Annotated in this window: 12 protein-coding genes and 2 pseudogenes; 11 read left to right on the top strand and 3 right to left on the bottom strand. The window is 66.9% G+C overall.

Annotated elements, in window-relative coordinates; all coding sequences use genetic code 11:
• Nucleotides 1-4: 4 nt before the first annotated feature.
• A complete protein-coding gene (gene cutA, locus ABQ137_RS03100; RefSeq protein WP_047127996.1) occupies nucleotides 5-337 on the bottom strand; it encodes a divalent-cation tolerance protein CutA in 333 nt (110 codons plus the stop codon).
• Nucleotides 338-567: 230 nt separating this feature from the next.
• Entirely contained in the window at nucleotides 568-2,379 is a 1,812-nt protein-coding gene (locus ABQ137_RS03105) for an endonuclease (protein ID WP_184515797.1), read from the bottom strand.
• Between the two features lie 442 nt (nucleotides 2,380-2,821).
• Here ABQ137_RS03105 and ABQ137_RS03110 point away from each other — a divergent pair, with 442 nt between their 5' ends.
• The 5 genes from ABQ137_RS03110 (at nucleotide 2,822) to ABQ137_RS03130 (ending at nucleotide 9,916) form a co-directional block, all read left to right on the top strand.
• The gene (locus tag ABQ137_RS03110) at nucleotides 2,822-3,109 is read left to right on the top strand and encodes a co-chaperone GroES (protein WP_003483210.1); all 288 of its coding nucleotides are present in this window, start codon (nucleotides 2,822-2,824) and stop codon (nucleotides 3,107-3,109) included.
• A 135-nt stretch (nucleotides 3,110-3,244) separates the two neighbouring features.
• Entirely contained in the window at nucleotides 3,245-4,885 is a 1,641-nt protein-coding gene (gene groL, locus ABQ137_RS03115) for a chaperonin GroEL (protein WP_039523170.1), read from the top strand.
• A gap of 604 nt (nucleotides 4,886-5,489) precedes the next feature.
• On the top strand, nucleotides 5,490-8,381 hold the full coding sequence (locus ABQ137_RS03120; RefSeq protein WP_349781132.1) for a TonB-dependent receptor plug domain-containing protein: 2,892 nt from the start codon (nucleotides 5,490-5,492) through the stop codon (nucleotides 8,379-8,381).
• A 224-nt stretch (nucleotides 8,382-8,605) separates the two neighbouring features.
• The gene (locus ABQ137_RS03125) at nucleotides 8,606-8,815 is read left to right on the top strand and encodes a hypothetical protein (protein ID WP_126750501.1); all 210 of its coding nucleotides are present in this window, start codon (nucleotides 8,606-8,608) and stop codon (nucleotides 8,813-8,815) included.
• Nucleotides 8,816-8,842: 27 nt separating this feature from the next.
• Nucleotides 8,843-9,916, top strand: coding sequence for a 3-deoxy-7-phosphoheptulonate synthase (locus ABQ137_RS03130; protein ID WP_102583313.1), 1,074 nt, complete (start codon nucleotides 8,843-8,845; stop codon nucleotides 9,914-9,916).
• A gap of 449 nt (nucleotides 9,917-10,365) precedes the next feature.
• On the opposite strand, the gene scpC is transcribed toward ABQ137_RS03130, so the two are convergent.
• The gene (scpC, locus tag ABQ137_RS03135) at nucleotides 10,366-11,880 is read right to left on the bottom strand and encodes a succinyl-CoA:acetate CoA-transferase ScpC (protein WP_104543436.1); all 1,515 of its coding nucleotides are present in this window, start codon (nucleotides 11,878-11,880) and stop codon (nucleotides 10,366-10,368) included.
• A gap of 385 nt (nucleotides 11,881-12,265) precedes the next feature.
• Here scpC and ABQ137_RS03140 point away from each other — a divergent pair, with 385 nt between their 5' ends.
• The 6 genes and pseudogenes from ABQ137_RS03140 (at nucleotide 12,266) to ABQ137_RS03160 (ending at nucleotide 21,700) form a co-directional block, all read left to right on the top strand.
• Nucleotides 12,266-14,443, top strand: coding sequence for a translocation/assembly module TamB domain-containing protein (locus ABQ137_RS03140; protein ID WP_167708340.1), 2,178 nt, complete (start codon nucleotides 12,266-12,268; stop codon nucleotides 14,441-14,443).
• 204 nt (nucleotides 14,444-14,647) lie between these two features.
• A pseudogene (locus ABQ137_RS20655) lies at nucleotides 14,648-15,059 on the top strand (hypothetical protein); the annotation flags it as partial.
• Nucleotides 15,060-15,271: 212 nt separating this feature from the next.
• Nucleotides 15,272-17,062, top strand: a pseudogene (locus ABQ137_RS03145) (hypothetical protein); the annotation flags it as partial.
• A 419-nt stretch (nucleotides 17,063-17,481) separates the two neighbouring features.
• Nucleotides 17,482-17,991, top strand: a complete 510-nt coding sequence (locus tag ABQ137_RS03150) for a sigma-70 family RNA polymerase sigma factor (protein WP_016902856.1) — start codon at nucleotides 17,482-17,484, stop codon at nucleotides 17,989-17,991.
• Nucleotides 17,992-18,000: 9 nt separating this feature from the next.
• Complete coding sequence (locus ABQ137_RS03155; protein WP_349781137.1) at nucleotides 18,001-19,050, top strand: FecR domain-containing protein; 1,050 nt, start codon at nucleotides 18,001-18,003, stop codon at nucleotides 19,048-19,050.
• A gap of 118 nt (nucleotides 19,051-19,168) precedes the next feature.
• Nucleotides 19,169-21,700, top strand: coding sequence for a TonB-dependent siderophore receptor (locus ABQ137_RS03160; protein ID WP_349781139.1), 2,532 nt, complete (start codon nucleotides 19,169-19,171; stop codon nucleotides 21,698-21,700).
• The last annotated feature ends 31 nt before the right edge of the window (nucleotides 21,701-21,731 follow it).

A 21,731-nucleotide genomic window follows, 5' to 3' on the forward strand; every position in this document is an offset into this window, starting at 1 on the left:
GACGTCAGGATTCCTTGCGGGTTTCGGCCCGGACCCAATCGAGATACGCCGGCAGCCCGGCGCTGGCTTGGACCGCGATCGCCTCCGGCAGTTCATACGGATGCAGCGCCTGCAGCCGCGCGATGGTGTCCGGCAGGCGGTCTTCCCAGGTCTTGATCAACAGCTGCACTTCCTGGCTGCGCTCGATCGCCCCGTTCCAGCGGTACAGCGACTGCACGCCGGGCAACTGGGTGACGCAGGCGGCCAGGCGCTCGTCCAGCAGCACGCGCGCAATGCGCTCGGCGCTGTCGGCATCCGGACATGTACTGAACAATAGATGGAGGGAAGAGGCGCTCATGTGACCGCGCAGTGTAATCCCCTGTTTGCGGGGGATCGACCGCAGTTTCCGGAACAGGGCGTCAAGTTCGCTGAGCCTGGCGGCTGGCCGGCGATACCGGTCCTGCGCCTGCCCGCTGATGTTGAATGACGCAGGCCGACGGCTCGCGCGCCTGCTGCGCGGTCGGGCATGTGGATTGCCGCTGCAGGCCGTCTCCCGGCCCGGCGCCTGGGGCACCGGGCCGGGCCGGATCAATTGGCCAGCTGGCAGCTGGCCGGCTTGGCCGAGGTGAACAGGCTTGAGGTCGCCCATTCGGGGTGATCCACGAACGGGTTGCGGTTGCCCTGGAAGCTGAAGATCACCTGGTTGCGCGCCCGCTCGGCATCGTCCGGCGGGTCGGCCTGGTGCCAGGCCAGCAGCGTGGACAACAGGCCCATGTAGGCCGGCGAGGCCGAGGTCTGCACGATCTTGCTACGGTCGTCGGTGAGCTCCAGGTCCGGCTCGGACTGCCCGGTGGCCGCGTCGGTACCGCCCTCGTAGCGGATTGCCATGTACATCACCGCACGCGCCATGTCGCCCTTGCGCTTGCCCCACACCTCGAAGGTGCCGCCGTTGCCGTCCGGGGTGCGCACCCAGTTGGAATTGCCCGGATAGCGCCCGCTGCCGCCGCCACTGCCGTCATTGACCTCGGTGACCCGCTCGCCGCAGCTGCTGGTGCAGGCCGCGTACGGCTTGTTGCCGCGGTCGGCGTTGAAGGCGGTGTCGGTGAGATACAGCATGTGGGTGTCGGTATAGGGCGCATACGGCAGCCCCTTGTCGCCGCTGGCGCTGCCGAAGCCCAGCGAGTTGGGCCAGGTATGCTCGCGGTTGTAGGTCAGCCCGCTCCCGGTGCCGGCACGGTCGCTGCCCTTGGCGTAGCTGCGGTTGCGGTAGGCGTCCAGGATCCGGCCGCTGTTGTTGGGATCCTCGTCGGCCATCTCCAGGATGGTCCAGGTGCTGGTGCCCGAGCCGCTGTACGGATAGACCGTGTGGCCCTTGATCACGGTGTGCAGCGAACAGCGCAACTGGCTGGCATTGGCGGTGTTGACCCGCGAGTAGTAACCGGTGCCGCCGCCGCTGGCGGTGGCCACGGTGAAGGCGATCGACTGGTTGGCGGCCGGGCTCAGCCCGCTGGCATCGCGGATGGCGCTGGCGGTGATCGCCAGGGTGCAGCGCTCGCCACCGACCAAGGCGGTGTTGGTGGACAGGCTGAAGCGGGTGCCGCTGGTCGGGTAGCTCAGCGCCACCGTGCCGGAGCTGGCGCAGCTCAGTGCGAAGGCGCCGCTGCTCAGCGTCACCGCCTCGCTGAAGCCCACGCTCAGGTCGCCGGCGGCGGGAAAGCCGGTCGCGCCCTGGGTCGGGGTGGTGCTGGTGATCGTCGGTGCCGCGCCGGTCTCGCCGCCACCGCCGCTGCCGTTGAAGCTCTGGCCGCGGTTGCACGCGCCAAAGGTCTGCGCCGACGAGCCGGCCCAGCTGAAGTTGGCCGCGCTGCTGCCGGTGCCGGTCAGTTGCAGCGAACTGCCGACCGCGCTGCTGTTGCTCTCGCTGACCGGCAGGTTCTGGCTGGTGATGCCGGCGGCGGGCCCGCCGCTGGCGGTGATGGCGCCTTCGTAACTGAGGAACTGCACCAGCTGCCCGTTGGGGTCGACCAGTGCCACGCCGTCGTTGGGCCCGTTCTGCACGCCGTTGCTGGCGTAGCCGACCGTGGCCACGCGCACCTGGCTGCCGCAGCTGACCAGGCTGCCGACCGGCACCGCCGTATTGGCGTAGACCGTCGCCGCACCCGGTGTGCTGCCGTTGTACAGATAAATGCGATAGCCGCTCAGCGATTCGCCGGCGGTGGCCACCACTTCCACCCCTTCGCCGCTGTCGCCGGAGGCGCCTGCGTCGTCGTAATGCAGTTCATTGATGAACACCGCCGCGTGGGCGGTGGGGACGGCCAGCGCGAGCGCACAGGCCAGGGGAAGCGTGCAGCTGGGGGACCAGCGCAAGGGGAAAGCACGGGCAGGGGACGGCAACCTCATCGACAGCTCCTTGTGATCGGGGAATGCGTGGCCGACTGTAAAACGTGTGCATGACAATCGGTGGAACCTGGTTCCATTTTTAGAGCGGCTGCTCCGGCGACTGCTCGGTGCGCACTGTCCGGCGTGCCAGTGGCTCGGTAGACGGTCTCAGGCGCAGCCGGCGATTGCGCAGCCCGGTTCCCACCACGGTTCCCACCCGGCTGACCGTCGCCAGCGGGCAATGCGCGCCAGGTCGTGTCGGCCGCTTCGCGGTCCTGGCACGGAACTGCCCGGCGAAAATTTTTTGCCCCCAGCCCTTGAAAGCTGGCCACACAGCACAATCTCTGGCCCGCACCCGCTCTGTCGGGTTTTTTCCGCGCGCTGTGCTGGCAGTCGTCACATGCGAGTGCTAACATCGCCGATAATTTCCAGACCAATCAATCACTTAAGAGGGTCTTTCTCTATGAGCATCAAGCCGCTTCACGACCGCGTTGTAGTCAAGCCGATCGAAGCCGACGAAGTTTCCGCCGGCGGCATCGTGATCCCGGACTCCGCCAAGGAAAAGTCCACCAAGGGTGAAGTCGTCGCCATCGGCGCCGGCAAGCCCCTGGACAACGGCAGCCTGCGCGCGCCGGTGGTCAAGGTCGGCGACAAGGTCATCTACGGCCAGTACGCCGGCAGCAGCTACAAGTCCGAAGGCGTCGAGTACAAGGTGCTGCGCGAAGACGACATCCTGGCGGTCATCGGCTGATAGCCGTTGCCGGCGGATTCGGGAGTGGGGATTCGGGATTGGCCACTGCGCTTGGCGCAGCTGATCCCGCATCTCCCCCGAACCCCGCTTTAGCCAATCCCCAATCCCCAATCTCAAATTCCGGAGTTACAACAAATGGCTGCTAAAGACATTCGTTTCGGTGAAGACGCACGTACCCGTATGGTTCGTGGCGTCAACGTGCTTGCCAATGCCGTCAAGGCCACCCTGGGCCCGAAGGGCCGCAACGTCGTGCTCGAGAAGAGCTTCGGCGCGCCGACCATCACCAAGGACGGCGTCTCCGTCGCCAAGGAAATCGAACTGGCTGACAAGTTCGAGAACATGGGCGCGCAGATGGTCAAGGAAGTCGCTTCCAAGACCAACGACAACGCCGGCGACGGCACCACCACCGCCACCGTGCTGGCCCAGGCCCTGATCCGCGAAGGCGCCAAGGCCGTCGCTGCCGGCATGAACCCGATGGACCTCAAGCGCGGTATCGACCAGGCCGTCAAGGCCGCCGTCGTCGAGCTGAAGAACATCTCCAAGCCCACCACCGACGACAAGGCGATTGCCCAGGTCGGCACCATCTCGGCCAACTCGGACGAGTCGATCGGCAACATCATTGCCGAAGCGATGCAGAAGGTCGGCAAGGAAGGCGTGATCACCGTTGAAGAAGGCTCGGGCCTGGAAAACGAGCTGGACGTGGTCGAGGGCATGCAGTTCGATCGCGGCTACCTCTCCCCGTACTTCATCAACAACCAGCAGAGCCAGTCGGCCGACCTGGACGACCCGTTCATCCTGCTGCACGACAAGAAGATCTCCAACGTGCGCGACCTGCTGCCCGTGCTGGAAGGCGTGGCCAAGGCCGGCAAGCCGTTGCTGATCGTCGCTGAAGAAGTCGAAGGCGAAGCGCTGGCCACCCTGGTGGTCAACACCATCCGTGGCATCGTCAAGGTCGTGGCCGTCAAGGCACCGGGCTTCGGCGACCGTCGCAAGGCGATGCTGGAAGACATGGCCGTGCTGACCGGCGGCACCGTGATCTCCGAGGAAGTGGGTCTGGCGCTGGAGAAGGCCACGATCAAGGACCTGGGCCGCGCGAAGAAGGTGCAGGTCTCCAAGGAGAACACCACCATCATCGACGGCGCCGGCGACTCGGCCACGATCGAAGCCCGCGTTGGCCAGATCAAGACCCAGATCGAAGACACCTCGTCCGATTACGACCGCGAGAAGCTGCAGGAGCGCGTGGCCAAGCTGGCCGGTGGCGTTGCAGTGATCAAGGTCGGTGCGTCGACCGAAATCGAAATGAAGGAAAAGAAGGCCCGCGTCGAAGACGCCCTGCACGCCACCCGTGCAGCCGTCGAAGAAGGCGTGGTCCCGGGCGGCGGTGTGGCCCTGGTGCGCGCGCTGGTGGCCGTCGGTAACCTGACCGGTGCCAACGAAGACCAGACCCACGGCATCCAGATCGCCCTGCGCGCGATGGAAGCCCCGCTGCGCGAAATCGTGGCCAATGCCGGCGAAGAGCCGTCCGTGATCCTGAACAAGGTCAAGGAAGGCACCGGCAATTACGGTTACAACGCGGCCAACGGCGAGTTCGGCGACATGGTCGAGTTCGGCATCCTGGATCCGACCAAGGTCACCCGCTCGGCGCTGCAGAACGCAGCCTCGATCGCCGGCCTGATGATCACCACCGAAGCCATGGTGGCCGATGCACCGAAGAAGGACGAGCCAGCGATGCCGGCCGGCGGTGGCATGGGCGGCATGGGCGGCATGGATTTCTGATCCACGCCACTCGGCTGTTGCAGCAAAAAAGGACCCCGCCGAAAGGCGGGGTTTTTTTGTGGGCGATGAGATGGATGCCGCAGGAGGTCGTGCGTGGCCACGCAGACCCCATCATGACCCGTAGGAGCGCCCCAGGGTGCGAAGGAGCTTCACCGGGAACGCCCCAGTCGCGCCCGGGTGCGCTCCTACCTGGCACCGATGCGGCCAACGGTTCGCGAACCCGACCGTGTCGAACCCACGCGTGCATAACCACGCAAACCCCATGACCCCGTAGGAGCGCCCCTGGGCGCGAAAGGGCTTCACCGGGAATGCCCCAATCGCGCCCGGGTGCGCTTCTACGCGGCGCAGATGCCACGGTTCGCGCAATCGGTTCGCGGCCCCAACCGTGTCGACGTGCGTGCCATCGCGTGGATCGCGAACCCCATCACACTTGCATGACAGTGTGTTGACATCGATGTCAGCGCCAACCTAGCGTCGCTGGGCAGGCGCTTGCGCCGAACGGTCGGGGGGCCATCGGACAGGGGGCGGCGATGCGGTGCATCGCTCGCAGGCGTCGTTGCAGTGGAACGCCACGCCGGCCATGCCGGCCTCTCCCGGGGATCTTATGAACTGCCGCAGTCATCGCCTTGCCTTGTCGATTTCCTTGTCCCTCGCCCTGACCGCTGCGGTCGCACCGTCGGCGGCTGCCCAGCAGGCCGAGCCGGAGCAACCGCGCACCACCTCCACCCTGGACGCGGTCAGCGTCACCGGCTCGCGCATCAAGCGCGCGCAGGTCGAGGGCGCGCAACCGGTGGTCACCATCTCTGCGCAGCAGATCCAGCAGGAGGGCTTTGCCACCGTCTACGACGTGCTCAACAGCATGAACCAGCAGGGCTCGGTGGAGGCCGATACGCAATGGGGCTCGCATACGCCCAACGCCTCGCCGATCAACCTGCGCGACCTGGGCCCGGGCCGCACCCTGCTGCTGGTCAACGGCCACCGCGTGGCCGACTACCCGCTGCCGTACGGCGGCGAGAGCAACTTTTCCAACTACAGCAACATCCCGTCCGCGGCAGTGGAGCGCATCGACATCCTGACCGGCGGCGCCTCGGCGATCTACGGATCGGACGCGGTGGCCGGCGTGGTCAACGTGATCCTCAAGCGCGATTACCAGGGCGACCAGGTGCGGCTGCGCGGCGGCACTGCCACCGAAGGCGGCCGCGACAGCTTCGACGTGTCCTGGGCCGGCGGGCGCACCGGCGAGAACTGGAGCCTGACCTACGCGCTGCAGGCCACCCGGCGCGATCCGCTGAGCGGGCGCGATCGCCCCGAGATGGACGATTCCGACGACATGTCCTATTCCAACTGGACCGGGCAGAACCGCCGCTACGGCTTCAACCCGTTCACCGGCCTGAGCCTGGTCGATGCCAACACCAACGAACGCCTCGCACCGCCCGCCGGCACCTGCGCGCGCTTCGGCGGCGAGTTCATCGACGGGCAGCGGCTGAGCTACAGCCAGAACACCGGGGTGGTCACCAACGCCGGCGACTACTGCGGCGTGGCGCGCGACTACGGCGACTGGGGGCTGGTCACCGGCAGCGAGGACTATTCGGCGTATCTCTACGGCACCTGGAAGTTCGGCGAGCACACCGAAGCCTGGGCCACGCTGTCGGCCAACCGCAGTATCGGCCGCTGGACCTACGACCCGCCGTACGTGTATCTGGGTCCGTTCCAGGACGCCGACACCGGCCGCTCGCTGTATGCGATCCGGCAGCTCACCCGGCGCGAGGCCGGTGGTTGGGACCGGCTGGCCAACTACAACAAGGAGCAGTCCTGGGACCTGAGCGCCGGCTTGCGTGGCGTGTGGGCCGACCGCTTCGACTGGGAGCTGAGCGTGGGCCGCTCGCGCTACACGGTGGACGAATACGTACGCACCGTGGACACCGCCCGCGCCACCGATTATTTCCTCGGCAGCCCCACCGGCACCGCCGCCGACGGCACGCCGATCTATGCGATCAACCAGGCGCGCCTGTATGTGCCGCTGTCCTCGATCGAGTACGACGAGCTGGTCGCCAAATCGCATAACTCGGCGTATTCGTGGGTGAACCAGGCCAGCTTCAGCCTGAGCGGCGATCTGGTGCAGGGCTGGGCCGGGCCGATCCGCTTCGCCACCGTGGCCGAAGTCGCCAAGCAGGGCTACCAGCTGTCGCCTGACCCCTGCGCCAACGAGTGCTATCCGGTCGATGTGGTGGACAGTGGCGGCGGTGAGCGCATGCGCAGTTCGGCCGGGCTGGAATTCCAGATTCCGCTGCTGTCGACGTTGAGCGCCAATGTCGCCGGCCGCTACGATCGCTACGGCAGTTATCGCTCTTCGGCGGCGATTCCGACCGATGTCGGCACCCAAAGCGACACCACCTGGAGCGCGGGTCTGGAGTGGCGCCCGGTCGAGAGCCTGTTGTTGCGCAGCACGCTGGCCACCAGCTTCCGCGCGCCGGACATGCATTACGTGCTCGGCGAACCCAGCTCCACCAACCAGACCGTGATCGACCAATACCGCTGCATCGCCACCGGCGCGTATCTCACCGGCGGCTGCAACGACGAGAACAGCAACATCTACTACACCGTGGACGTGAACCGTCGCGGCACGCCGGATCTGCGCTCGGAAACCGGCCGCTCGTTCACTGGCGGGGTGGTGTGGGACATCGTGCAGGGCCTGTCGCTGAGCGTGGATTACTACCGCATCGAGCTGGAGGAAATGATCAAGGATCTGGACCGCGACGAGATCCTCTCGGCCGAAGCCGGCTGCCGCACCGGCACCACCATCAGCGGCGGCGCCTGGAACAATCCCGGCGGCGCCGGCTATTGCGACACCATCACCTCGCGCGTGTTGCGCAATGCCGACGGCACCATTGCCAGCATCGAGCGCGGCCCGATCAACCTGGCGCAGATGGAAACCTCCGGCATCGATGCCTCGCTGAAATACCGGCTTGCCACGGCGGGTTGGGGCAACTTCCAGTTGTCGCTGGACTACAACAATCTGCTGGCCTATCGCGAGCAGATCTACCGCACCGACAGCGACGAAAACCGTCGCGACGAACGCGTGCGCAGCCGTGTGCGGGGCAGCGTGCATTGGGACAACGGCGGTGCCTGGGACTGGACGGTGTACTTCCGCCGGCTCGGCTCCATGCGCGCGGTCAACTGGGGCACCTGCGAGCGCTTCGACGACGGCTACCAACCCAGTGCCTCGGACGCATGCGTGGTCACCGACACCGCTAACGTGCATCTGGGCGAGAGCAGCAAGCGTTACTTCGGCCGCGTCGGCCCGGCGATCTATTGGAACCTCAGCACCGGCTACAGGATCACCGACCACGCCAAGGTCAACTTCTACGTCAACAACGTGTTCAACGAAGTGGGCTACGAGAACAAGGAGCGCTTCTACGGTTACGGCTTCTACAACACCACCTTGTTCAACCCGATCGGCCGCGAAGTGGCGGCGGAATATGTGTTTACGTTCTGATTGAAGGTGCTGGCCGCATCGCACGTCACGGCACAGCGCCGTGGCGTGCGATGCATGGTCGATGGCACCTGCGCAGGCAAGCCGTACGCGATCCCGGCCTGCCAGCGCGCGCGTGGTAATGCCGCGCATCGGTTCGCCCAGCTTGTCGTGCGCCGTGGTGGTCGGCGCGACACATGCGGCCTGCAGGCCCCCCGCATTGGCACTGCTGCAACGTTCCGTTGCCGATGAAACAGTGGCAACGGCCAAACGTGCGTGGTATCAATGCACTCAATGAACGCACCCCGCAGCCAGTTTTACTTTTGGTACTACGGTTTTCCGATGCCGCTGGCGGAGGACGGATTGCGCTCACCCTGAAGAAATCTTCAGCAGCATTCCCGAAAAGCCGCCAGCGCACACTGGCGGCTTTTTTGTTGCCGCCGCGCCTGGCTCCCTGATGCAACACCGCCCACCGAGACACTGTTATGCCGCCTGTGACCGATGACCTGCGTATCCGCAAGATCGAAGCCCTTGCCCCGCCCTCGCAGCTGCTGTCGCTGCTGCCCTGCGACGAGCGCGCCTCCGAGACCGTGACCAATTCGCGTGCCGCGCTGCACGAGATCCTGCATGGCCGTGACGACCGCCTGGCGGTGGTGATCGGGCCCTGCTCGATCCACGATCCGGTCGCGGCGATGGACTACGCGCACCGCCTGCGCCCGCTGCGCGAGCAATTCGGCGACGCGCTGGAGATCGTGATGCGGGTGTACTTCGAAAAGCCACGCACCACCATCGGCTGGAAGGGCCTGATCAACGATCCGGATCTGGATGGCAGCTTCCAGATCAACAAGGGCCTGCGGGTGGCGCGCGGTCTGCTGCGCGACATCAACAACCTCGGCCTGCCGGCCGGTGTGGAATTCCTCGACATCATCTCGCCGCAGTACATCGCCGACCTGGTGGCCTGGGGCGCGATCGGCGCGCGCACCACCGAAAGCCAGGTGCATCGCGAAATGGCCTCGGGTCTGTCGTGCCCGGTGGGCTTCAAGAACGGCACCGGCGGCGACGTCAAGATTGCGGTGGACGCGGTGGGTGCGGCCTCGCACCCGCATCATTTCCTGGCCGTGACCAAGGACGGCCACACCGCGGTGGCCGCGACCGCAGGCAACCCGGATTGCCACGTGATCCTGCGTGGCGGCAAGCAGCCCAACTTCGACGCGGCCAATGTGGAAGCGGCCAGCCAGGTGCTCAACACGTCCGGCTTGCCGGCGCGGCTGATGATCGACGCCAGCCACGCCAACAGCGGCAAGAATCCCGAGAACCAGCCCAGGGTCATCGACGACATCGCCACGCAGCTGGAAGGCGGCGAGACCCGCATCGTCGGCGTCATGGTGGAGAGCCACCTGGTCGGCGGACGCCAGGAGCTGGTGCCGGGTTGCGCACTGACCTACGGCCAGAGCATCACCGACGGCTGCCTGGGGTGGGACGCCTCGGTGCAGGTGCTCGAGCGCCTGGCGACGGCCGTACGCGCACGTCGCGCAAGGCGGGTTGCCGAAGCTGCGTGATCGGCGAGGCGGTGGGGTGAGAGCACGAGGCTTCGCGCGGACCCTCATCCGGCGCTGCGTGCCAACTTCTCTCGCCGGGAGAAGGGAGAAGCCCCTCTCGAGCAGCCTGGCAATGAACACAAGCGCACGCGTGCTGATGGCCGCTCCAGAACGAGAACGCCGGGCCGGCGCAGGGAGCCGGCCCGACGGATTGGACACCACCCAGTGGTGACCCGTCGCGCCCAGCGGCAGGAGGGGGAGAGAGCCGTCCTGCCGCCGAATGCGAGCGGGCAGGAACGTTATCCGCCACATCCGTGACATCGCGATGTCGCAGCATGTCGATGCCAGCAATGAAGTTCGCGAAGCGTTAAACACCGGCACGACGACCGTGCTCCGATCTCTCTAGCAACACCGTCACGCTGCGCTAAACCGCCGATTCCCGATTCCCGATTCCCAAATCCCGATCCCGCTCACCCTAACATATCCCCCGTCTCCAACCAGCGCTGATGCCACGACAACGCCTCGGTCAGCAGATGCGGGGTGTGCTTGCCATAGCTGTCGCGATTGGCGCGCGCCACATAATCTTCCAGCGCATCGCGGTAGCGCGGGTGTACGCAGTGATCGAGCAACTGGCGTGCGCGTTGCTTGGGTGTGAGGCCGCGCAGATCGGCCAGGCCTTGTTCGGTGACGATCACCGAGACATCGTGTTCGGTGTGGTCGACATGGCTGACCATCGGCACGATCGACGAGATGCTGCCGGCCTTGGCGATGCTGGGGCTCAGGAAGATCGACAGGAAGCCGTTGCGCGCAAAGTCGCCGGAGCCGCCGATGCCGTTCATGATGCGGCTGCCCATCACGTGGGTGGAATTGACGTTGCCGTACAGGTCGGCCTCGATCATGCCGTTCATGCCGATGCAGCCAAGCCGGCGCACCAGCTCCGGATGATTGGAAATCTCCTGCGTGCGCATGATGATGCGTTGCCGGTAGAAATCGATATTGCGCTTGAACTCCTCGTTGCCCTCCGGGCTGAGCGCAAAACCGGTGCACGAGGCGTAGCGCAGCACGCCATCGCGCAGCAGCGCGAGCATGCCGTCCTGGATCACTTCGGTGAATGCTTCCAGGTCGCGGAAGCCGCTGCGTGCAAGCCCCGCCAGCACCGCATTGGGAATATTGCCCACGCCCGACTGCAGCGGCAGCAGACTGGCCGGCAGCCGGCCCTTGTCCACTTCATGGCGCAGGAACGCGATCAGGTGCTCGGCGATGCGTTCGCTGCTGTCGTCGGCGGCAGCGAACGGGCTGTTGCGGTCCGGGCCATGCGTGCGCACCACTGCCACGATCTTGTCCGGATCGCAGCGCAGGCTGGGTTCGCCGATGCGGTCGTCGCCATGCACCAACGGGATCGGCTTGCGCTGCGGCGGCAGCGCGGTGCCGTAGTACACGTCGTGCATGCCATCCAGGCCGGCCGGCTGCCAATCGTTGACCTCGATGATCACCTTGCTGGCCAGGTCCAGCCAGGTCTTGTTGTTGCCGATCGAGGTGGACGGCACCAGGCTGCCGTCGGCGCGGATCGCCGAGACTTCCACCACGGCGGTGTCGATCTGGCCGTAAAAGCCGAACCACACGTGCTGGGCGACGTGGCTGAGATGGATGTCGATATAGTCCAGCGTGCCGGCGTTGATGCGTTGGCGCGCGTCCGGGTCGGACTGGAACGGCATGCGCATGGCGATGCCGTCGGCCTTGGCCAGCGCGCCGTCCAGTTCCGGCGCGGTGGATGCGCCGGTCATCAGCTTGATCTGGAATGGCTGGCCCTGCAGATGCGCCGCTTCGATGCGCTGTGCCAACGCCATCGGCACCGCCTTGGGGTAACCGGAGCCGGTGAAGCCGCTCATCGCCACGGTCTCGCCGGGCTGGATCAATGCGGCAGCGGCCTCGGCAGAAACCAGGCGCTCGCGCAGCGGCGCGTACAGGATGCGTTCGTCGGACATGGTGGCACAGCGGGACAGGGGACTGCCATTATCGCCGCTGCATGCGTTGGCCGCGCTGCGACCATGGTGCAATGCAATGGCGCGGATGGCCGCAACTGCGTGCGAAGCGGGCTGTTGCGTGGCGGGTCGGTTGGGGCGACACATCGACGCTGCGTCCGCTTTCGTTGCCGCATCTGCAGCCTGGCGTCGGCGTCGCCGCTGGCAGGCCTGCGGTCGCCTGGTGAGCGCAGGCCGGCAAGCCCTGTGCACTGCTGCGCTGTAGTACATCGTCAACGCATCCCCAGCTGCCGTGCAGCGGATGCGGTGATGCGCTACCGGCCATGTTCACGCCTCGCCGCCAGCGCAACCGCGATAGTGGCGGCAGACTCGACTTCTGCCTGCGCCCATGTCCTCTCTTCGCGACCGCTTCCAGCGCTGGCCCCGGCCAGGGCGCATCGCAGTGGTCGTGCTGGTGGCGCTGTATGCGCTGTATCTGCTGGCCGGCAACCTGTTCCTCAACACGCCGCTGTTCGATGCCGTCACCAACCGGCAGCCGCATAAATTCACCATGCAGACCGGCCCGGCACTGACCGTGTTTCCGGGGCAGGTGATGGCCTGGAACGTGCGCATGCGTGGGCAGGCCAACCGCACCGTGTACGTGTTTCACGCCGACCGCGCCAATGCGCGTGTGGCCTTGCTTGCACTGTTGCGGCGCGAGGTGCGCCTGCCCTGGCTGCATGCCACCGGCCTGGAAGCAGAAGTGGAAACCTCCGACACCCCGATTCCGCCACCGCCGCGCGGAGATCAGGGCTGGACGCTGCGCTTCGATGCGATCACCAGCAACAGCATCCGCAGTGCGCGCCTGGGCAAGCTGCTGATCGCCGGGCAGGGCCACGGCAGCGTCGGCTTCCTCAAGCAGCTCAAGGGCGGGCCGTCGGAGCTGTTTCCCTCCGAAGCGGGCTTTCGCGATGCGGTGGTCAGCTATGACGGGGTGCAGGTGTTCAATGGCGCGCAGCTGGATGCGCAATTCCAGTTTCCGCGCCATTACCGCGACCAGGCGCCGGGCCTGCGCAAGCTCGGCATTACCCATGCCCGCCTGCAGCTGAAGGCGGCGACCGTGGCGTTGAAGATCGACACCGGCGCGCCGCATGTGGACATCCGCAGCGGGCCGTCCGCGGCGCGGGTGGAGGCCGACATCACGCTGGATCGCGGCACCCTGCAGGAGGGCAGCCATGCGGTCTGGCGTCTGCCGTTGATGGCCGGCGTCGGCGCGACCGACCGCGGCATGCTGGCGCTGCAGCTGGACGTGGCGCGCGACATCCGTGTGCAGGCACGCCTGCCGCGCGACGAGAAGACGGGCAGCGAACTGCAGGCCGATCTGCGCATCGCCGGACGCAGCATTCCCTTGCAGGATCCTGCGCAGGTGCTGCCGCGCCTGTCAGGGCAAGTGCGTGGGCGCTGGCAGTTCGAATCGCTGAACTGGATTGCCGAGCTGTTCGTGCGCAAGCCCTGGTTCCAGCTCGCAGGCGGCGGCCTGGTCGAGGCCGATCTGCGCCTGGCGCAAGGGCGGCTCGCCAGCGGCAGCAGCCTGGAGATTCCACGTGTGGAGGCGGTGGCGCAGGTGTTCGATACGCGGCTGGCCGGTATCGCCAAGGCGCATGGACGCATCGACGATGCCGCCACGCCGCAGGCGCATCTGGAGGTGAGCATCCCCACCTTCAAGGCCGCACCGCGCGATGCGCCCAGGCAGGTCCTGCTGGACGGCCGCGATCTGCAACTGGCCATGCATGGCGATGCCGAACTGGCGCGCCTGCGCGACACGCTCAAGGCGCAGCTGCGTTTCAGCGATGCGCGCGTTCCCGATCTCACCGTCTACAACCGTTACCTGCCCGGCAAGAACGTGCGCCTGCTCGGCGGCAGCGGCAGCCTGACCGGCGATGTGGCGCTCAATGCCGCCGGCGATGTGGGCAGCGGCCACGCCAACCTGCGCGGGCAGGGCGCGCACCTGGCGCTGGCCGGCGTGCAGATGCGTGGCGATGCCGAATTGCAGGCGCAGCTGCAGCGTGCCGATTTCAAGAACAAGTTCTTCGACCTCAGCGGCACGCGCGTGCGCCTGCGCAATATGCGTGTGGGCGACGACAGCAGCGATGCCAACTGGTGGGGGCAGATGCAGGTCGGCGCCGGCACCATCCAGGCCAGCGCACCGTTCCAGGTGGATGCCGATGCGGCGATCCGCATGCGCGATGTCGCGCCGCTGCTGTCGGTGTTTGCGCAACGTGCCGACTATCCGCGCTGGGTACTGGGCTTGCTGGATTCGGGCGAGCTCGACGCCACCGGTAGGGTACGTTGGCGCAAGCAGCAGTTGCTGATCGACGACCTGCATGCGGAGAATGCGCGGCTGTCGCTGCGTGCAAGGCTGGCCTTGAACGACGAGCAGCGGCGCGGCGATCTGTATCTGCGCTGGGGCGTGCTGGGCGCCGGGATCGAACTCGATGGCAAGCAACGCCAGTGGCATCTGGCCGGCGCGCGCGAGTGGTACGACGCGCAGCCGGGGCTGTTGCCGGCGGTGTCGAAGGCGAAGTAAGCGGTTCGTGGTTTGAGGCTTGCGTAATGCGGCCAGCTTTGCCGTCTTCGACGAGGCGTGCGCGCACTGCCTGGCGTGTAGGACATCCACTGCATACCGGGCAGCCTGCCGGTGCCCAGCCGCAATCGCCGCTGCGCACCGCGCTCACGGTTTCCTTGGCACACTGCGCCACGCCGCGTGCGCGGTCTTCAGGAGCCTGCCGTCATGACGATGCCTGTTCGCGCCCGCTGGCAGACCTTGCCCCGCCCGGTGCGTTGGCCGTTGCTGGCGTTACTGGTGGTGTACGCAAGCTATCTGCTGCTCGGCAACCTGTTGCTCAACACGCCACTCGGGCCGGCCGCGCTCAATCGCAAGCCGGACCGGTTCACCATGCACTGGGGCCCGGCAGTGACCTGGTGGCCGGGCCGGCTGACGCTGTGGAAGGTGGAGTTGCAAGGCCGCTCCACACGCACCCGCTGGAACGTCAGCGCGCAGCGCATGAGCGGGCAGGTGCGGCTGTTGCCGTTGCTGCATCGGCAGTTGCTGGTGCCGGAGCTGCATGCGCACGGGGTGCGCGGCGGCATGCAGGCGGCTGTACCCACAGCCGTTACCGTGGCGACGCCAGCACCGGCGACAGCGCCGAACACGCAAGTCGCTGCCGCAGCGCCGGCTGACGCAGCCGGTACGCCGCAGCCAACGACCGCGCAGGACAAGCCACCCACACGCACCCCAGACGTCGCGGCGAGCACGCCGCCGCCCACACGGACGACCGACTTAGCCATTCGGGTGCCGAAATCCTCTGGGGTCGCCAATACCGCTGGCGCACCCGCAGGTCCCGCATCGACCGCTCCGGCCTGGACCCTGCAGTTCGACCGCATCGTCGCCGATCAGGTGCAGGCAGTGACGCTGCGTCAGCTGCGGATCGAAGGCGATGGTCAGCTGCAGCTCGGCCTGTTCAAGCAGTTGCGTGGCGGGCCGATGGAAGTGTTTCCCTCGCGGACGCGCTTCGACAACGCACGCATGCGCTGGGGTGACAGCGAAGTGCTGCGCGACGGCCAGCTGCGCATCGAAGCCAGCATCGCGCGGCATGCGCCGGAGCAGGCACGTGGGCTGGCCATGCTGCAGCTTGCCGATGCACAGGTGAGCGTGCATGGCGACACCGCGGCACTGGATGTCGTACGTAATGCGCAGGGGCGCCACACGCTCGCCACACGCGCCGGCACGGGGCGTGCGGATGGGCAGTTGCACTGGATCCGTGGCGCCTTGCAGCCCGGCAGCCAGCTGCAATGGCGCGCACCCCTGCACGACAGCACGCGCACGCCGGCCGCCCTGCTGGGCGAGCTTGCAGCGCAACTGCAGGTGGATCAGGACATGCGCCTGCAGGTGAGCATGCCCGAGCCGGCCGATGCCGGGCTGACCCTGGATGCGGATCTGCGCGTGCAGGGCCGGCAGCTGCCGCTGCAATCGATGCGCAGCCTGCTGCCGCGCACCTCCGGGCATGCGCGCCTGCACTGGCAGCTGTCCTCGCTGAGCTGGATTCCGGCGCTGTTCCCGGACGTGGACTGGCTGACGCTGGACGGCGACGGGCTGGTGGATGCGGATCTGCGCATCGATCGCGGCCAGCTCGGTGCCGGCAGTCGCCTGCAGGTGCCGCACGTGCGTGCGCATGTCGGCGTGATGGGGCATGCGATCGATGGGCAGGCCAGCGCCGACCTGCGGGTGAGCGCCGATGCGAACGGGCAGCTGCTGCCGGCGCTTGCCTTGCAGATGCAGCAGTTCTCCATTGCGCACAGCGATGCGCCCACGCGCCCGTTCGTGCAGGGCCGCGACCTGCGTCTGGATCTGCAGACGCGTGCCGATGCACGCAACCTGGCCACGCTGCGCGACGCCACGCGTGCGCATCTGGTGTTCGCCAATGCGCGCGTGCCGGATCTACGTGCCTACAACCGCTATCTGCCGCAGCAGCAACTGCGTTTCGATGGCGGCAACGGTGTGCTCAGTGGCGATCTGCAGATCGAACCCGGTGGGCGTATCGGCAAGGGTGGCTTGCGTATCGGTGCACGTGCGGCGCGGCTGCAGTTTGCCGGCCTGGCACTGCGTGGCGATGTGGATGCGGATCTGCGCTTGCAACGCGGCGATCTGCGTGCGGAAAACTTTCGCCTCGACGCCAGCACCATCCAGCTGCGCAATATCGGATTCACCGGGCCGGATGGTCAGCGCCGCGATGGCTGGTGGGCGCGCATCGTGCTGGAGGACACCCGCATGCAATGGCACCAGCCGGTCGGCGTGGATGGTCGCGTGCGCATACAGGTGCGCGATCTGGCGTTCCTGATGGCGCTGTACGCGCGCGACCGTTCGATTCCGAACTGGATGCTGCGGCTGGTGGATGCAGGCCAGGCGCAGGTGACCGGGCGCGTGCATTGGCAGGGCGACACCGTCATCGTCGATCGCTTGCAGGCGCGCAACCAACGCTTCCAGGTGGATGCGCGCCTGCGTTTGCAGGGCAGCCAACGCAGCGGCAGTCTGCTCGCGCGCTGGGGCATGTTGAGCGCGGCGGTGGGGTTGCGCGGCCAGACCCCGGAATGGCATCTGCTGCGTGCACCGGAGTGGTATCAGGCCCAGCCCGATCTGCTGCGCTGAGGTCGCCGCGCGCCAGTGCGGTGTGAAGGAAAAAGCGCCAGTTCTGTACTGCCTGGTGTTGTTTTGCAGTGCAGCGTGCAAGTGGCGTTCGGGGCGCGCACTATGATCCTGCATCCCGACGTGGGGGAGGGAGCAAAGCCCGCTGGCAGTTCGCTGCAAGCGGGCTTTTTTATTGCCTGAAGCTTGGCCAGTCAAGCCACTTGGCCTCCGCTCAGCGCGCGAAACGCCTAGTTGTTGAAGGCTTGCCCAGGCCACTGCCGGGTCACTTTGAGCATCAACCGCCTACATGTTCTCGATCCGCGTGATGGGGTGGCCAGCGGCCGCGCCTGCATACGTCGCCGGCTTCCGCTAGAATGAGATCAATTCTCATTTATCGCCGGGCGCCTTGCCGCCTGGGTCCAGCCGTCCAGGAGGTCATCGTGTCGGTCACGCAAGGCGCGCTTCATCAACAGGTGGAGCGCCTGTACACCGACCACCATGGCTGGCTGCAGGGCTGGCTGCGGCGCAAGCTGGGCGATGCGTTCGTGGCTGCCGACCTGGCGCAGGACACCTTCATCAGCGTGATCAGCGCGGGCGCCGCCGACGAGATCCGCGAGCCGCGCCCGTTCCTGGCCACCATCGCGCGCCGGCTGATGGCGCACCGGCAGCGGCGCAAGTTGCTGGAAACCAGCTACCTGGAACTGCTGGCTGCGCTGCCAGAGGAATTGGCGCCGTCGCCGGAGCTGCAACTGCTGGCGCTGGAAGCGGTGCAGCAGGTGGACCAGGCGCTGGATGGCCTGCCGCCCAAGGTGAAGGAAGCCTTTTTGCTGGCACATCTGCAGGAGCTGAGCTACGCGCAGATCGCGCAGCGGCTGGGCGTGTCCAGCAGCTCGGTCAAGCAATACCTCACGCGTGCCAACCGGCATTGCCTGTTCGCCCTGTCGGCGTGAGCTGCACGGATGGCTGATGCCGCCTCACCTCGTGCGCGCACCGCTGCCGGCCAGCGCGCGCCGCTGGCCGGCGGGCAACCGATCAGCGCCGAGGTCGCCGACCAGGCCGCGCAATGGCTGACGGTGCTGATGTCCGGCACTGCGAGCGAGGCGCAGCTGCAGCGCTGGCAACAGTGGCGCGATGCGCATCCGGACCACGCGCGGGCGTGGGCGCATATCGAGGCGGTGACCGGGCGGCTGAAGACGCTGACCCCGCAGGCGGCCTATCGTAGCCTGTCGCCGTATGCGGGCAGCAACGGCCAGGCATCAGCTGGCCGGCGCAAGGCGCTGAACCTGCTGCTGTGGGGCGGGGTGGCCGGGGCCACCGGCGTGCTGGCCTCGCGCACCGAACGCTGGCAGCGCGCCACCGCCGATTACGCCACCGCGACCGGCCAGCGCCGCGAGGTGCAGTTGCAGGACGGCAGCCGCATCACCCTCAACACGCGCAGCGCCATCGATGTGCGGTTCGACGCGCAGCAGCGGCTGCTGGAGTTGCTGGCCGGCGAGATCATGGTGACCACCGCGCACGCGCTGGGCGCGGGCCACGATGCGCGGCCGCTGCTGGTGCGCACCGCGCAGGGCGATATCCATGCATTGGGCACGCGCTTTTGCGTGCGCCAGGACGAACACGACACCCGGCTGAGCGTGCTGGAAAGCGCGGTGGAGGTGCGGCCACATGCGGCCGAGCAGGCCGTCGGGCGCGTGCATGCAGGGGAGCAGTGTCGGTTTACCGCCGAGGCGCTCGGCGCCATCGCGCCGGTCGATGCACAGGCCGCGGCCTGGGTACGCGGGCAGCTGATCGCCGACGAGTGGCGCCTGGATGCCTTCATCGCCGAACTCGACCGTTATCGCGCCGGGCTGCTGCGCTGCGACCCGCAGGTGGGCAGCCTGCGCGTCTCCGGCGTGTTCCCGCTGGACGACACCGACCGCATCCTGGCAATGCTGCCCAGCGTGCTGCCGGTGCGGGTGAGCCGGCGCAGCCGTTACTGGGTGACGGTGCAGGCGGCCGGGCAGGGCTGAGGCGCTGCCAGCCGGCACGTCGCCGAAAAAAGTTTGCATCCGGGCTGCCCGATCGCCGCAGTTGTGGCACCTCCCCAATGACGGTGTCAGTGCGACACCAAACCTTTGTGGGAACAGCATGTCGATCACTGCCCGCCGCCGCGGCCAACTTTCCTCTTCGTCGTTGCAGCGCAACGCCCTGGTGCAGGCCGTGCAGCGGCCGCTGGGCACGGCCGTGGCGGTTGCGCTCTGCAGCCTGGGCGTGTGTGCGGGGATGCCCGACGCCATCGCCCAGACCACGCCTGCCACGCAGGATGCACGCCAGGCCTATCGCATCCCCGCCGGCCCGTTGGCGCCGGCGCTGCGTGAACTGGCCGGTTCGGCCAACCTGTTGCTGAGCTTCACCGCCGCGCAGACCGACGGCAAGACCACCGCCGGGCTGGATGGCAGCTACACCGCACCGGCGGCCCTGGCTGCGCTGCTGGCGGGCAGCGGCTTGCAGGCCGTGCCGTTGCAGACCGGCGGCTACGTGCTGCGCGCCGCGCCGCAGCTGAGTACGAGCAATAGCGAAGTGGACGCGTGGCTGCTGCCCACCGTCAAGGTCACCGCGCAGGCCAACCGCAGTGCGACCACTAGCGGCACCGGCAGCTACACCGCGCGCGCGGTCAGCATCGGCCGCGGCGAGCAGGCGCTCAAGGACATCCCGCAGTCGATCAGCGTGGTCACCCGTCAGTTGATGGACGAGCAGAACATCACCTCGGTCTACGACGCGCTGGCCAGCACCACCGGAATCACCATCGTGCAGAGCCCGCAGGGCGGCAAGTACATCTATTCGCGCGGGTTCGACATCACCACGGTGCAGTACGACGGCGTGCCGCTCAATCGCGGCATGTATGGCCGTGCGAGCAACTACAGCGCCAATATGGGCATCTACGATCGCGCCGAAGTGCTCCGCGGTGCGGCCGGCCTGCTGCAGGGGGCGGGCAATCCCGGTGGCGCGGTGAACCTGGTGCGCAAGCGCCCGCTGGATGTGCCGGGCGTCAGCGTGATGGTCCAGGGCGGCAGCTGGGATCGCTACGGCGCACTGATCGATGGCAGCGCCAACCTCAGCGCCGATGGCGCATTGCGCGCGCGCGGGGTGATCGATTACCAGGAGCAGCGCTCGTTCGTCGATGGGGTCACGCGCCGCACGCCCACCTATTACGGCACGCTCGACTACACGTTCTCGCCGCAGACCCAGCTCAGCCTGGGCGTGAGCTACGAACAGGTGGAAGGCCGGCCGTTCTTCGGCGGTCTGCCCAGTTTCAGCGATGGCCGCGATATCGGCCTGCCACGCCAGACCAATCTGGGTGCGGCATGGAACCGGCAGTCCTCGTCCAATCGCGGGCTGTATCTGGACCTGGACCATCGCTTCAATGCCGACTGGGTGTTCAAGCTCAGCGCGGTGCAGGTGCGCGAGCTGCACGATCTGAAATATGCCAGCTCCAGCCGCGCGATCAATCCGGCCAACGGCACCGGCGCGCTGCTGGCCGCGCGCACCATTTCCGATGCGGACGCCTTTGGCTTCGATGCCAATGTGATCGGGCAGTTCAATGCACTGGGGCGCAGGCACGAGTTGGTGATCGGCAGCAACTTCGCCGAGACCAACGTGGATACGGTCTACGGCAACAAGAACAACTTCCAGACCTTCAATGTGTTCAATCTGCAGCGCAATGTGCGGGCGATCAGCGATGCGGAAATCTTCGCCAATGCACGCGAGGCCCGGCATGGCACCTCGCGCGAATTCGGCCTGTACGGCGCACTGCGCTGGCAGCTGACGGATCCGTTGAGGGCCATCGTCGGCACCCGCGTGAGCTGGCACGACACCCTGTGGAACACCACCACCACCGGGCTGTCGCCGTCGCAATCGATCGAGCACACCCGCGAGACCGGGCAGGTCACACCGTATGCCGGCCTGTTGTACGCATTGAGCCCGACCTGGTCGGCCTACGCCAGTTATGCGGACATCTTCCAGCCGCAGAACGCGCAGACCGAAGCCGGCGAGATGCTCAAGCCGATGACCGGTGCCAACTACGAGCTGGGCATCAAGGGGGAGTGGCTGGACGGGCGCATCAATAGCGCGTTTGCGCTGTTCCAGATCGAGCAGAAAAACCGTGCCCAGGCCGACCTGACCACCAGCCCCACCTGCCGCAACAACGATTTCTGCTACATCGACAGCGGCAAGGTGCGCAGCCGCGGATTCGATGCCGAAGTCAGCGGCGAGGTACTGCGCGACTGGAACGTGTTTGCCGGTTACACCTTCAACCGCACCACCTACCTGCAGGATGTCAGCAGCCAGGGCCAGACCTTCAACAGCTACACGCCCAAGCATTTGCTGCGGGTATGGACCACCTACCGTCTGCCGGGCGTGCTGCAGGACGTCACCGTTGGTGGCGGTGTCAGCGCGCAGAGCGCGGCGTATCGGCAGATCGGCACCGCCACCGCGCCGATCCAGGGGCGTGCGGTCTGGAATGCATTGGCGCGGTACCAGGTCAACCGGCAATGGTCGGTGGCGGTCAATCTCAACAACGTGTTCGACAAGCACTACTACAACACCTTGTCGAGCTTCGTTAACGGGCGCTATTACGGCGAGCCGCGCAATGTGATGGTGACCCTGCGCGGCGCGCTGTGATGCGGGCACAAGCGCTGCGGTGGCGCATGGC

Source organism: Xanthomonas sp. WHRI 8393, from assembly GCF_040203315.1.
GTDB lineage: Bacteria > Pseudomonadota > Gammaproteobacteria > Xanthomonadales > Xanthomonadaceae > Xanthomonas > Xanthomonas arboricola.

Excerpts from the sequence above, each read along its gene's own strand:
- ABQ137_RS03155 (WP_349781137.1), top strand. The coding sequence starts at position 18,001 with ATGGCTGATGCCGCCTCACCTCGTGCGCGCACCGCTGCCGGCCAGCGC.
- ABQ137_RS03105 (WP_184515797.1), bottom strand. The coding sequence starts at position 2,379 with ATGAGGTTGCCGTCCCCTGCCCGTGCTTTCCCCTTGCGCTGGTCCCCC.
- cutA (WP_047127996.1), bottom strand. The coding sequence starts at position 337 with ATGAGCGCCTCTTCCCTCCATCTATTGTTCAGTACATGTCCGGATGCC.
- ABQ137_RS03110 (WP_003483210.1), top strand. The coding sequence starts at position 2,822 with ATGAGCATCAAGCCGCTTCACGACCGCGTTGTAGTCAAGCCGATCGAA.
- groL (WP_039523170.1), top strand. The coding sequence starts at position 3,245 with ATGGCTGCTAAAGACATTCGTTTCGGTGAAGACGCACGTACCCGTATG.
- ABQ137_RS03125 (WP_126750501.1), top strand. The coding sequence starts at position 8,606 with ATGAAACAGTGGCAACGGCCAAACGTGCGTGGTATCAATGCACTCAAT.
- scpC (WP_104543436.1), bottom strand. The coding sequence starts at position 11,880 with ATGTCCGACGAACGCATCCTGTACGCGCCGCTGCGCGAGCGCCTGGTT.
- ABQ137_RS03120 (WP_349781132.1), top strand. The coding sequence starts at position 5,490 with ATGAACTGCCGCAGTCATCGCCTTGCCTTGTCGATTTCCTTGTCCCTC.
- ABQ137_RS03140 (WP_167708340.1), top strand. The coding sequence starts at position 12,266 with ATGTCCTCTCTTCGCGACCGCTTCCAGCGCTGGCCCCGGCCAGGGCGC.
- ABQ137_RS03130 (WP_102583313.1), top strand. The coding sequence starts at position 8,843 with ATGCCGCCTGTGACCGATGACCTGCGTATCCGCAAGATCGAAGCCCTT.
- ABQ137_RS03160 (WP_349781139.1), top strand. The coding sequence starts at position 19,169 with ATGTCGATCACTGCCCGCCGCCGCGGCCAACTTTCCTCTTCGTCGTTG.